Source organism: Cognatundibacterium squillarum, assembly GCF_014652435.1.
GTDB lineage: Bacteria > Pseudomonadota > Gammaproteobacteria > Burkholderiales > Burkholderiaceae_D > Undibacterium > Undibacterium squillarum.
The window spans coordinates 174,846-187,556 of the sequence record NZ_BMYU01000002.1 but is presented as its reverse complement, the minus strand read 5'-3'; the positions used below and the strand labels follow the sequence as shown (position 1 = coordinate 187,556).

Here is a 12,711-nt window from a genome sequence, read left to right as displayed (position 1 = left end):
ACACCTGCCCGCTCGCCCACTGTTTCTGCGGACATCGGTGAAAAACCGGCATTTTTCTGTGCTGAATGCCGCATTTCAGGGGTTTTACCGTTCTTGCAGCGTCAAAGCCGGATCAGGCTCCGCATAGCGGCAGCAGCAGCCGGTAACCTGCTCATGCGGTATAGCTTTTTGCATTGCGGGCCATCGCAATAAAAGATTGCAGATAGTCGATGTCGCGCTCGGCTTCGCGGGTACCCAGATAAATGTGCTTCTGTATGCCTGATGCCCCCAGTCTCAGCGTGCGCAGCTGCAAATGCGGGGCGTAATCGGTTACCAGCCATTTTGGCAGCGCAGTAACGCCGCGTCCGCTGGCCACCATTTGCAGCATGATGTCGGTGGTTTCTATGGTTTTGTGTCTGCGCGGCGTGACCTTTGCCGGCAGCAAAAACAGGTTGTAAATATCCAGCCGCTCGACCGGTACCGGATAAGTAATCAGGGTTTCTTCCGTCAGTTGCTGCGGACTGACTGCTTCCTGATTGGCCCACGGATGATCCTTATGCACCACCAGCACTTGCTCATAATCGAATACCGGCTCAAAAAACAGGCCGGGTTTATGCAAGGGGTCCGGCGTCACCAGCAAGTCAATTTCAAATCCGAACAGCGCACCAATGCCGCCAAACTGAAATTTCTGCTTCACATCCACATCCACCAGCGGCCACTGTGCCAGATAGCCGGACACGATTTTCAGCAGCCACTGGTAACAAGGGTGGCATTCCATCCCGATACGCAGCGTTCCCCGTTCTCCCTGCGCAAACTGACGCAAACGCGCTTCCGCCAGATCCAGTTGCGGTAACAAGCGTTGCGCCACCGCATGCAGATACTGGCCAGCCTGTGTCAGACGCAGGCTACGGCCTTCGCGCAGCCAGAGCGCAGTGCCCAGTTGCTGTTCCAGTCTTTTCATACTGTGACTGAGTGCCGACTGCGTGACATGCAAGACCTCGGCTGCCGCCGTCAGCGAACCTTGTTTTTCCACCTCCAGCAGGATGGCTAAATGTATGCGCTCCAGCATAAATGACAAAAATTCATAGAACTGTGAGAAAAGACCATTTTACTTCATTGTTTGCACTCTTTACGATGCCAGCATTCTGTGACGAAAAGTTATTGCCAGCGATGCGGAACGCGGCTGGCCGCCAACACAGAAAACCGGTAAATCCGGCGCAGACACGCCAACAGTAAGCGGAGATCACGATGAATAATGACTTACGATTCAGCATCAAAAGTATTCCTTTCGATGAACATTACCAGCCGGCAAACAGCACGCGCATCACCACGAATTTTGCCAATTTAGCGCGCGGGCAGCAGCGTGAAGAGAATTTACGCAATACCTTCCGGATGATTAACAACCGCTTCAATGCGCTGGCGCACTGGGATAACCCGACGGGTGACCGTTATGCTGTGGCGCTGGACATTATTTCCGTCGGCATCCATACCAGTGATGAACACACCAGTGCCTTGCCCTTAATTGAATTACTGAAAACCAGCATTACCGACCGCAGCAGTCAGCAGCAAATCGCCGGTATCGTCGGTAACAATTTCTCGTCGTATGTCAGGGATTATGATTTCAGCGTACTGCTGCCGGAACACAACAAACATCTGCCCGGTTTCAGCGTGCCGGATGATTTCGGTGAGCTTCACGGCAGGCTGTATCAGCATTTTGTCAATTCAGATATTTATAAAGCCCATTTCGGCAAACAACCTGTGATTTGCCTGAGTGTTTCCGGTAACCGGACCTACCAGCGCACAGAAAACCGGCATCCGGTACTCGGGGCAGAATACGTACAGGATGCATACTCGCTGACCGACGCCTATTTCAGCAAAATGGGACTCAGCGTGCGCTATTTCATGCCGCCGGGCAGTGCTGCGCCACTGGCCTTTTACTTCAGCGGCGATTTACTCAGCGATTACAGCAGTCTGGAACTGATCAGCACCATCAGCACAATGGACAGTTTTCAGAAAATTTATCGCCCGGAAATTTATAACGCCAACTCCCCGGCAGGTAAGACTTACCGGCCCAGTCTGAACAATACCGATTTTTCATTGACACGGATTGTGTATGACCGCGAAGAACGCAGCCGCCTGGCCGTGGAACAGGGGAATTTTGCCAAAGAACATTTCATCCGGCCCTGCAGCGCGTTTTTTGCGCAAAATTCAGCCCTTGCCGGGTAAACATCCATCACAAAGGAAGCCGATTCGCGATGAACACTTTACTACCCACCTCAACCGCCGGCAGTCTGCCCAAACCGTCGTGGCTGGCCGAACCTGAAAAACTGTGGTCCCCGTGGAAGCAGGAGGGCGAGGCATTACATGAAGCCAAACGGGATGCCTTGCTGCTGTCGCTGCAGGAACAAAGTCTGGCAGGCATTGATATCGTCAGCGATGGCGAACAGACGCGCCAGCATTTCGTCACCACATTTATCGAACATCTGGACGGTGTCGATTTTGAAAAGCGTGAAACCGTCAGAATCCGTAATCGTTATGATGCGAGTGTGCCGACGGTGGTTGGCGCGGTTTCGCGCCGCAAACCGGTTTTCGTCGAAGATGCCCGGTTTCTGCGTCAGCAAACCACGAAAACCATCAAGTGGGCACTGCCCGGCCCGATGACAATGGTCGATACCCTGTACGACAGTCATTACCGGAATCGTGAAAAACTGGCCTGGGAATTCGCCAGAGCACTGAATCAGGAAGCGCGCGAATTAGAGGCTGCGGGAGTCGATATTATTCAGTTTGATGAACCCGCATTTAATGTTTTCTTTGATGAAGTCAACGACTGGGGTATTGCATGCTTAGAAAAGGCAGCGGAAGGGCTGAAGTGCGAAACCGCAGTGCATATCTGTTACGGCTACGGCATCAAAGCCAATACCGACTGGAAACAAACGCTGGGTTCTGCGTGGCGGCAATACGAAGCAACATTCCCCGCACTGCAGGCATCGTCCATCGATATCATTTCGCTGGAATGCCATCGCTCCCGTGTGCCGATGGAACTGATGGAACTGGTTCGCGGAAAAAAAGTGATGGTCGGCGCCATCGACGTCGCAAGCAATCTGATCGAAACACCGGAAGAAGTCGCCTCCACTCTGCGGGCAGCACTGCAGTTTGTTGATGCCGGCAAACTGTATCCGAGCACCAACTGCGGAATGGCACCCTTAGCCCGTTCTGTTGCCAGAGGAAAGCTGAGTGCCTTATGTGCCGGTGCGGAAATCATCCGGCAAGAACTTAGCGCGCGCTAAGCCTGCAGCTAACGGAATCCGGTGATTGTCTGACCTGCAGTTCATTCAGCAGACAGTCACCGTCGTTTTTTAAGCATCCCTGCACACGCCTTAAAACAACACAATTGCCATCATCAAAAAACTGTTTGCGTTAACTACTAAAAGTTTAGTACTATTATTTTAGTTGATTAATTCTTACGCAGCAGGAGCCATTGATGAATATGCCGCTTACCCCGACCGATGCCGAACTCGCGATTTTGCGGGTGCTATGGCAACAGGCGCAGCCGTGTACGGTGCGTGAAGTACACGAAGCCTTGCTGCAGCAAAAAGAAAACGCGTACACCACCGTACTGAAAATGCTGACTATCATGCATGAAAAAGGACTGGTCACCCGTGACGCATCGGAACGCAGCCACCGCTACAGCGCTGCGTATCCGGAACCGGAAGTGCAGCAGGCGCTGGTGTCAGATTTATTGCATAAAGCCTTTTCCGGCTCGGCGCTGCAAATGGTGCAAAGCGCACTGGACAGCCAGCCTGCCAGCGATGCGGAACTGGATGCGCTGAGTGCGCTGATTGCCGAAGCGCGTCAGCGTCGTCAGTAAGATTTTCTGCCCGCCGGGGTGATACCGGTTTCCCTCTGAAGGAGAGCAGCAATGATATCGATTCAGCTTGTACAAACCGCACTGTGTCAGGCTTTACTGACCGCGTGCTGGAGCAGCGCCCTGATTGCCACCGGCGCATTTGTGTATTTCCGTATCGCCCGTCAGCACAGCGCCGCGCAACGGCATCTGAGCGGCATGCTGTGCATCCTGCTGATGCTGCTGATTCCGCTGAAAATCTTCTTTTCCGTATTACAAACCGGCGATATTCCGGATGCTTTACAGACTTCCGCAATAGGTATTGCGGCGGTGGTTCCGGCGGATGTGCTGATGGCTGAGGGCAGCGATACGCTGGCACTGGCAGGCTGGATTTCCTTAGCGTGGCTGTCCGGTTTCTCCGTGATGCTGCTGCGCTGGACGGTGGCGATGCTGTATCTGCGCCGCTGGCAACAGCAACTCAGTGCCAGTGTGCCAGCAGAACTGAGCGCCATGCTGCAAACGCTGCGTCAGCAAATGCAGATACGGCGTCAGGTCAGTCTGCGATTGCTGCAAGACCGTCTGGAACCCTGGACTGCGTATCTGTGGCATCCGGTGATTGCGCTGCCACATCAGGTTTTACAGCAATTACCGGTGCAACATCTGCGTGCGATTCTGGCGCACGAACTGGCGCATATCCGCCGCCTTGACTGGCTGTGGAACCAGATTCAGTTACTGGCAGAAACCATCCTGTTTTTTCATCCGGCAGTCTGGTGGTTATCAAAACAAATCCGTACGGATCGCGAACATGCGACCGATGATCTGGCGCTGCGCAGTACCGGTACCGATCCGCTGATTCTGGCCGAAGCACTGACCCTGCTGGCCCGTATCCAGCGACAACAGACAAGCCGTCGCAGCCATCGCTGGCAATTCGCCACCGTTAATCAGGCGCAGGATGATGCAGGTAAGGGCAGCCGTTTTCGTCAGCGCATTATGCGTCTGCTCAAGCAGCCAGACAGTCCGGCCGTACGTTTCAGTATGCCGCTGGCGGTGCTGATGGCACTGAGCTTTGCAGGCGGCGTAGCAGTGGCACCGGTATTACCCGATATGGTTCTGAAAGCCACCCAGATCGAGATCGCCACCGCACCGGAAATTCCTGAATTGCCTTCGCTGCCGGAATTACCTGCATTCCCGAAACTGCCATCATTGCCGCAAGCGCCGGATGTGCCGCAGGCACCGGAATTACCGGCCGCTATTCCGCCACTGTCCGAATCCGAACCGTATCAGGCCGTACTGGCGCAGTTGCAAAATGATCCCGGTATCCGCCGCCATGCCGGAGCAGATTTGCAATTCGGCCAGCCAGTGTACGGACGCATCTACATTCGCGAACACTGGTTTGAACCCGGTACCAGTTACGTGAAATATCACATTCCGGTCAGCGGCAGCCAGGGTTCAGCGATGGTGGTGGTACATGCAACCAAACCGGATAAGGTCTGGAAAGTCGACAGCATAGACCTGCAAGCCTTGCCACCCGCGACGGCTTCCGGCCCCGCCTGAGTTTTCTTTCCCTGCAGTCAGAGCGGCATATCTGTGCCGCTTTTTAAAAAATCTAACTACTAAAACTTTAGTAGATGACAGCACTCATCCTCAACCTTCAGGAGACATCATGAAATCACGCAAGCGCACGCCTTTTCTTACCTCTGCTATCGCCACCGGTTTGCTGTTATTCAGCCTCGGAGCACAAGCCGCCGGCGCACTGGATGCTGCGCAGCGCAAAGCCAGTCTGTACACGCTGGCGGATAAAGTCGCGGCCAATTATGTGTTTCCGGACAAAGCAGAACAGCTTGCAGCTGAAATCCGCAAACGTGCCGATCAGGATGCGTACAAAGACGTGGTCAGCCCGCAAGCCTTTGCTGAACGTCTGGGGAAGGATTTACAGGCACTCAGCCATGACAAACATTTCCGGGTCGATTTTGAACCCGGCTTTGTACCGGATGCCAAACCGTTTCAGGGGCCATCAGTCGCAGAAGTCGCCGAAATAAAAGCGGATGCGGCGATGCGCGCATTCGGTATCGGCCGCCTGGAACGCTTGCCCGGCAATATCGGCTATCTGGAAATTCGCGGTTTCGGGCCGACTTTTTCTGTTGCCAAAGCCTATGAGGCGGCGATGCTGATTCTGTCCGGCACTGATGGCCTGATTCTGGATTTGCGCCGCAATCACGGCGGTAGCCCGGAATCGGTGGCGCTGCTGATGAGTTATTTCTTTCCGGAAGGCGATAACCGCGTGATCAACAGCATTTACAACCGGCCGGAAAACGCCACCCGCGCATTCTGGACGCAGGATAATCTGTCAGTTCGCTATGGCGGGAAAGTCACGGTACTGACATCGTCCGACACGTTTTCCGGTGGCGAAGAATGCGCTTATGATTTTCAGACCCACCAGCGCGGCACCATCGTCGGTGAAACCACAGGCGGCGGCGCCAATCCGGTGGCACCGCACAGCATCCAAATCGGACTGGTCGCCGCGATCCCGTTTGGTCGGGCAGTGAATCCGGTCACAGGCACCAACTGGGAAGGCAAGGGCGTACAGCCGGATATCCGCGCTAAAGCCGCCGATGCTTTGCCGGTCGCCTATCAGCATTTACTGCAACAATTGCTGGAAAAGCCGCGCGACGATGAACACCGCGACACCTTGCAGAAAACGCTGGAAAAAACCCGCTCACCGAAGACCCTGTTTCCGGTGTATTACCCGGGCTGAGCGGTTATGTGGTCGCTGCATTATCCCCTGAACTGCAGCGGCCACGTCCCCCACTATTGTGCCGGACTCCGCATCCGGCCATTTTTACACCTGCCCGCTCGCCCACTGTTTCTGCGGACGTCCGTGAATAACCCACTTTTTTCTGTGCTGAATGCCGCATTCTGGCTAAAAATGACCGAAAACGGCTCGGGCAAGGTGCTGCGACTGATACTGTCCGTATCCTGAACACCGTTGCACATGCGGTGCCGGACGTCGCGTTTTTACCTGCAGACTGGCTGGAAATGCGATTTTTGTGTTGCAATTTCATCAGCGAATGAAAAGTCCCTGAAGCGCATCGTGTACAGTGAAATCTGCAGCTGCCGGAGATTTTCCGGCACATTCGAAATCCATTCGGTTACCGGAGAAAGTGCGATGCAGCCACGTTTTGATCTGAACTATTTACGCCATCATGAACACCGTTCTCAGCTGGGCTGGCTGATGCTGCGGCTGACGGTGGCCGGCATCATTGCAGCACATGGCTGGACCCGCGTTTTTAATGGCGGCGTGCTGCCTTTCGGTGAATTTCTGAACGGCCACGGATTTGTAATTGGTACGGCGCTGGCAATGTTTGTCACCGGCAGCGAAATCATCGGTTCGGTGCTGCTGATACTCGGTAAGCTGGTCACGCCGCTGGGTTTGTTATTTGCATTTATTTACGGCATGGGCATTGTGCTGGTGCATGCGAAAGAGGGCTGGTTTGTGGTCGGCCCCGGCAATGGTGGTGCGGAATACAGCGTGCTGCTGATCGTGTCGTTTCTGGCGCTGGCCCTGCATCACTATCCGCAAGCCAGATTACGTCTGGTGAAATCTGATCAGCACAGCACCGGCAAGCAGGGCAATCAGCGCTGAGGCGTGCTGTGCTGCTTCCGTCATCCGCAATTTAGTGAGGCCCGCGGATCACGCCGGCAAGCAGGCAATGGCTATGCTGAAAACCGCATTTATGTGCTGTCAGGGCTAAAGTACTTGCCCGTCAGCGGTGTCAGGACGAAACAGGCAATATCCAGCCCGTAATAAAAAATTAAGGAAACGCGGGAACCTTGTTTGTCCGTGCCAGTCTGATAGCACATTGCCTGTACTTCCCGCCGGTGCATCTTCTGCACCGCCTTTCCTGTTATGAAAAAAACGACTTCTGTTTTCCGGCCGGCATTGCTTCCGCGCCTGATTTGCGCTGCGCTGGGTCTGGCTGCTGCAACGCATGTCCTGGCGGATGACAGCGGCAACGCCGACAAAACTGCCGTCAAAACAAGCGCCGATAAAAACAATGCAATCAGCGGTGCGGAAGATGGCTTTGGCAATCAGTCCGGCAAAGAATCGATCGGCATTTACGATGATGGCAATGTGCGCGGCTTTTCGCCGTCCAAAGCTGGTAATTTGCGGATTGAAGGCATGTATTTTGACCGCGCCGCCTATCTGGGACACTTGCTGACCGATGGTTCCAAAGTGCGGGTCGGCGCCACGGTCAGCGGCTACGCGTTTCCGGCACCGACCGGCATCGTTGATTATGAATTGCGTAAAGCCGGTGATCAGCGCGAATGGAATATCGGTTTTGAAATGGAACAGTCGGCACGCGGACGCGGCGACCGCGCCACCGATGTGAATCTGTTACTGCCTTTGAATCCCGGCACAGACGGGCTGCGCTACGGCGTGTCGGTAGCAGGCTCTTTGTATCAGGAAATCACGCCGGGTCGCGAAGCCTCGTTTTATCGCTCCGCCGCCGTGGTCGGGCGTATCCGCTCTGCTGAAAATGCAGTAGCACCGTTTGAAATCCTGCCGTTTTACAGTCTGGATCAGACGCCGTACGAAACGCCGCATCCTTACTGGCAAACCACAGATGGCCAGCTGCCGCCTGCATCCGCGCTGCATTTGTCGTATCCGGCGGCGCTGCATGCACCGTGGCTGCGCGCCTCCGGCAATGCGCGCACTTACGGTGTGATCGCGCATCAGCAATGGCCGGAAGACTGGCAATGGCGTACCAGCCTGATACGTTCGCATGCAAAACACCGGCAATCGTTTGATCAGGTTTTCTCCCAGACCGCTGCGCAGCAATGGCAGCGCAGCCTGATCAGTGAGCAGGGCAATGAACGGGATTCACGCAGCGCTGAAATCCGTCTGAGCAAACGCTGGCAGACAGCGGACAACAGCCACTGGCTGCACCTGATCTGGCGTGGCCGGCATGCGCAACAGCGCTATGGCGGCGAGGCAGAAACCGATGGCGGCAGCGTGTCTGCGGAAACCGGTTTGCCCGCATTAAACCGGCCCGGCGCGTTCAGCTACACCGCAAAATCCTCGGACAATGTGCAGCAAAGCAGTCAGGGGCTGGCATATGCGTTTGCGCATCCGGCATGGCAGCTGAATCTGGGTATCATGCAAACCCGTTATGAAAAGCAAACCCGCGATGGCGGGACACAAACCGAGCGCAGAATTGAAGAAAGTCAGCTGCAGCCTTACTGGCATCTGAGCCACCGTCTCAGCGATACGCTGTCGGTGTACGGCGGCCAGACGCAGGGACTGGAAGAAAGCGGTGTCGCGCCGGTCAGTGCGAGTAACCGCTTTGAAGTGCTGCCACCGATCCGCACCCGCCAGCATGATCTGGGTGTGCGCTGGCAGGGTGAACTGAATGCGCAGCGCTTCAATGCCGTGCTCGGCTATTTTGATGTCAGCAAACCGTACTACGGCTATAACGCGGCGCAAGCTTTTGCCCTGACCGGTACGGTCAGACATCGCGGACTGGAAGGCAGTATCGCCGGTAATCTGCATCCGCAACTGAATATGGTGATGGCGGCAGTGTGGCAGGATGCGACGCTGAGTCGTACACAAGGCGGTACAACAATCCGTCCGGCAGGCAGTATTCCGCTGGAATGGCGCAGCTATCTGGATTACCACCCGCAACAACTGGCGGATACTTCGTTCGATCTGGGTCTGCAGTACAGCGGGCCGCAAACCACGTCCGAAACCACCGGCAGCCGTTTGCCGAAAAAAGTGCTGGTACAGCTTGGTGCGCGTTACCAGTTCCGTGTGCAGGACATGCAGGCGCAGCTACGCTTGCAGGTTTCGAATCTGTTTAACCGTGACAACTGGAATATGGACAGCGAAAACAGTTTCCAGCCTGGTAAACCCCGCACCTGGCGACTGGTGCTGACACTGAGCCAGTAAAGCGGGCAGGGCGCACGGACTGTGCAGCGATCCGCATCCGGGCAAAAAAACACCTGCCCGGAGCGCCACTGTTTCTGCCGACATCCGCGAAAAATGCCGTTTTTTCTGTGCAGGATGCCGCATTTGGGGTATTTAGACGCTGATGCGGACCATCCCGGACAAACTGCACCGACTCTGCCGGGCATGAGGGCCTCCGCATATACGGATCACCAGCTTGCGATCAGACTGATACGGAATGATCTGGATTCCTGCGGATGAAAATGCACATCATAGACTGGGCGCGGCTCTCCCGGCAGCTGAGAAGCGTAATAATAATCAATCGCCGATACTGCACGGTTAGTCAGGTTAAACCCTTCCAATTCAATACGTGCTGCCGGATGCAGCTGATATGCCAGTCGGCCATTCAGGGTAACGCCAGAATGGGAGCGGATACGGTTGTCAGTCGATAACGGACGCGGACCAAAATAACGCAGCCTGAGCGCACCTGACCACGGCCCCAGCTGATCGACCGAAAGCGCCAGTTGCCCGACACCCTCAACAGCACCCTCGACGTAATCACCTGCCAAAGGATCATGGTCACGCGCGCGTGCACGTGCATAAGCGGCATCCAAGTCTATCGAAAGCCATTTATTTAACTTCAGATAATTAGAGAACTCAATGCCGTAACGCCGGCTCGGACGGCCCGGTTCAGTTGTTCCGGCATCACCTGCATATACCAGCTCCGAATCAAAATCGAGGCGGTACAACGATACCGTCGTTTGCATCTGCGAAAACATTTCGGTTCTGAGCCCGATTTCCACGCCTTTGGAACGCACCAGACCCGGCACTGGTTTCAGGCTGTCACCATTGACAGGATCAATTTTTGCAACTGTGCCGCGTGCGTCATTACTGTGAAAACCGTGACCGGCATTCACATATAACTCGGTCTGCGCCCAGGGTCCGAAAATCAGATTGCATGAGGGGCTGGCAATCCCGGTCATCACGCGTCCGGAATTGGCAGCTGAATCACTTCTCACATCGAACCGGTATCGGTCTGCTCGTAAGCCTGCGACAGTGCGGAAAGTATCTGTCCAGCGCGTCGCATTCTCAACATACGCTGCAGCACTGGTTTCGACAATTCTGTCCCTGCGAATAATGGCGGTCTGCTGCCTTGCCTTGCTTTGGTACAAACCATTGCTGATATTATCATTCTGCCCGGTCACGCCTAAGGTCCAGTCCGACTCCAGACCTATCGAATTGTGACTGTGCCAGGTATGGCTTGCAGCGAATCCGGATGTTACCCGCTGATCAGGCTGTGCAAACTGATCACCATTCAGCGGATCACGCATGAAATAAGTGAAATCAGAAAATAAATCCAGTTTTCCCCGAATCAGATATGCATTGAATTTGCTGACAGAGCCGGAACTCGTCTGACGCCAGCTACCCGACAAACTCTGGCGGTTCGCTGCGCCGCCATCGCTGGCATTGATCGCGTCAAACCTTCCCAGCATTCCCTGGTCGACGGCCCGTTTAGGAATCTGGTCCGTCGCTTTCCAGTTTGCGCCGTAGACCATCGCTGTCATATTCCATCCATTGGCGGCGTAGCCTTCGCTGTATCGCAGTACAACATTATATTTCCGATAGTTATCACCACGGGTAAATGGTCCGTCATTACGCATCGATTCCAGTGCATACAGTACATTACCGTCACCAAGAACGGATGATGCCGCCAGCAGAACACGACGATATCCGTTCTGACCGCCACTCAGTACCAATCGGTTGTCGGGTAAACGATTGATATAGCTAATTGATGCTGTGCCGGCAGATGAGAAATCGCCTGAACGTGCTGAGTAAGGACCCTTACTGTACTCAAGACGTCCAACCAGTTCCGGGATCAGGAAGTTCAGATCCGTCCAGCCTTGCCCGTGCGCGTGACTGCGCTGATTGACCGGCATGTCATTGACGTAGCTAGCCAGATCGGTGCCATGGTCCAGATTCAAGCCGCGCAGAAAAAACTGGTTTGCTTTACCCTCTCCGCTATGCTGACTGACAATTAGACCGGGTGCGGCCTCCAGAATTTCGCCTGGTCGGTAAACGGTACGCTGCTCCAGCTCACGTGCTGACACAACTCCCTGACTGGCGGTATCAGCGATGCCCATCTGACTGGTCCGCGAACCTTCCACAAGAATACGCTGAATGGCCGGATCATCGGCAAACGCGGCATTCACTAGCATGAATGGTGTAACAAACGACAGTAACTTAAAACTTGCACTGTTTTTCATCTTGGGGCAGAAAAGAAATTGCGCTCCGCTACACTTAACGCACAGTACTTCGTACAGACCACCCAGTTCAGAACCGGATGCTGACCGGTGGTTCGCCGATATCAAGCACTGTCTGAACAGGACGGTATGAGACGACTAGCAAAGGTTGCCAGACCGGGTGCACCTGCAGCGTCACACTACTCACGGCTGCGGCTGCGACTGCACTGGCCTCAGCCCGTATCTCCAGCAGAGGCGTATGCTGATGTGAACCAGAAGCAACCGTTGCCTGCATCAGATTTTCCTGAATCACCGCCTGCACTTTGTCCGGAGTGGGCCACACCCAGTTGCGCAGTTTCAGGATCTGATTCTGCTTATCCCTGATCACGACCGCATTTTGCAATTGCTCCTGCACCTGCAACCAGCGTCGTGCAAATTCTTGTGCAGGCATTGACGCATGTGCCAGTAGAAATTCCTGATAGGTCGTCTTTTTCAGACTCATACGATACATGCTGTCGTCAAGTCGCATGAACAGGCTCAGCGACAGGTGATTCCCCTCGCGCAAAACCAGCGTTGCTTTATTCACTTCTGCTTCATGCGCAAAACAAACCGGACCTGCAGTCAACAGTATCGCTGTCAGCGTTGCGCAGAAAATCGTCTTTAAATTACTTTTTTTCATATTTTCTCGGCCTCAACCTTGATCA

Annotated in this window: 10 protein-coding genes; 7 read left to right on the top strand and 3 right to left on the bottom strand. The window is 54.6% G+C overall.

What is annotated here, in order from left to right:
* Positions 1-151: 151 nt before the first annotated feature.
* Positions 152-1,048 (bottom strand): LysR family transcriptional regulator, encoded by an 897-nt coding sequence (locus tag IE092_RS05110; RefSeq protein WP_189355955.1) that lies wholly within the window; start codon positions 1,046-1,048, stop codon positions 152-154.
* Between the two features lie 179 nt (positions 1,049-1,227).
* On the opposite strand from IE092_RS05110, the gene IE092_RS05105 reads away from it, so the two are divergent.
* The 7 genes from IE092_RS05105 (at position 1,228) to IE092_RS05075 (ending at position 9,770) form a co-directional block, all read left to right on the top strand.
* Positions 1,228-2,205, top strand: coding sequence for a DUF1852 domain-containing protein (locus IE092_RS05105; protein ID WP_189355954.1), 978 nt, complete (start codon positions 1,228-1,230; stop codon positions 2,203-2,205).
* Positions 2,206-2,234: 29 nt separating this feature from the next.
* Positions 2,235-3,266 carry a methionine synthase gene (locus IE092_RS05100; RefSeq protein WP_189355953.1) on the top strand — a complete coding sequence of 344 codons (1,032 nt, stop codon included), beginning with the start codon at positions 2,235-2,237 and terminating at the stop codon, positions 3,264-3,266.
* Positions 3,267-3,460: 194 nt separating this feature from the next.
* Complete coding sequence (locus tag IE092_RS05095; RefSeq protein ID WP_189355952.1) at positions 3,461-3,847, top strand: BlaI/MecI/CopY family transcriptional regulator; 387 nt, start codon at positions 3,461-3,463, stop codon at positions 3,845-3,847.
* Positions 3,848-3,898: 51 nt separating this feature from the next.
* Positions 3,899-5,377, top strand: coding sequence for a cytochrome c oxidase assembly factor Coa1 family protein (locus IE092_RS05090; RefSeq protein ID WP_189355951.1), 1,479 nt, complete (start codon positions 3,899-3,901; stop codon positions 5,375-5,377).
* A 109-nt stretch (positions 5,378-5,486) separates the two neighbouring features.
* Complete coding sequence (locus IE092_RS05085) at positions 5,487-6,578, top strand: S41 family peptidase (protein WP_189355950.1); 1,092 nt, start codon at positions 5,487-5,489, stop codon at positions 6,576-6,578.
* A gap of 411 nt (positions 6,579-6,989) precedes the next feature.
* Positions 6,990-7,466: a DoxX family protein gene (locus IE092_RS05080; protein WP_229793047.1), complete on the top strand. Its 477-nt coding sequence runs from the start codon at positions 6,990-6,992 to the stop codon at positions 7,464-7,466.
* Between the two features lie 264 nt (positions 7,467-7,730).
* Positions 7,731-9,770: a porin family protein gene (locus IE092_RS05075; RefSeq protein WP_189355949.1), complete on the top strand. Its 2,040-nt coding sequence runs from the start codon at positions 7,731-7,733 to the stop codon at positions 9,768-9,770.
* Between the two features lie 206 nt (positions 9,771-9,976).
* On the opposite strand, the gene IE092_RS05070 is transcribed toward IE092_RS05075, so the two are convergent.
* Both IE092_RS05070 and IE092_RS05065 read right to left on the bottom strand, forming a co-directional pair.
* On the bottom strand, positions 9,977-12,031 hold the full coding sequence (locus IE092_RS05070) for a TonB-dependent receptor (protein WP_229793046.1): 2,055 nt from the start codon (positions 12,029-12,031) through the stop codon (positions 9,977-9,979).
* Between the two features lie 67 nt (positions 12,032-12,098).
* Positions 12,099-12,686, bottom strand: coding sequence for a hypothetical protein (locus IE092_RS05065; protein ID WP_189355948.1), 588 nt, complete (start codon positions 12,684-12,686; stop codon positions 12,099-12,101).
* Positions 12,687-12,711: the final 25 nt, after the last annotated feature.

Excerpts from the sequence above, each read along its gene's own strand:
- IE092_RS05100 (WP_189355953.1), top strand. The coding sequence starts at position 2,235 with ATGAACACTTTACTACCCACCTCAACCGCCGGCAGTCTGCCCAAACCG.
- IE092_RS05085 (WP_189355950.1), top strand. The coding sequence starts at position 5,487 with ATGAAATCACGCAAGCGCACGCCTTTTCTTACCTCTGCTATCGCCACC.
- IE092_RS05080 (WP_229793047.1), top strand. The coding sequence starts at position 6,990 with ATGCAGCCACGTTTTGATCTGAACTATTTACGCCATCATGAACACCGT.
- IE092_RS05090 (WP_189355951.1), top strand. The coding sequence starts at position 3,899 with ATGATATCGATTCAGCTTGTACAAACCGCACTGTGTCAGGCTTTACTG.
- IE092_RS05070 (WP_229793046.1), bottom strand. The coding sequence starts at position 12,031 with ATGAAAAACAGTGCAAGTTTTAAGTTACTGTCGTTTGTTACACCATTC.
- IE092_RS05075 (WP_189355949.1), top strand. The coding sequence starts at position 7,731 with ATGAAAAAAACGACTTCTGTTTTCCGGCCGGCATTGCTTCCGCGCCTG.
- IE092_RS05065 (WP_189355948.1), bottom strand. The coding sequence starts at position 12,686 with ATGAAAAAAAGTAATTTAAAGACGATTTTCTGCGCAACGCTGACAGCG.
- IE092_RS05095 (WP_189355952.1), top strand. The coding sequence starts at position 3,461 with ATGAATATGCCGCTTACCCCGACCGATGCCGAACTCGCGATTTTGCGG.
- IE092_RS05105 (WP_189355954.1), top strand. The coding sequence starts at position 1,228 with ATGAATAATGACTTACGATTCAGCATCAAAAGTATTCCTTTCGATGAA.
- IE092_RS05110 (WP_189355955.1), bottom strand. The coding sequence starts at position 1,048 with ATGCTGGAGCGCATACATTTAGCCATCCTGCTGGAGGTGGAAAAACAA.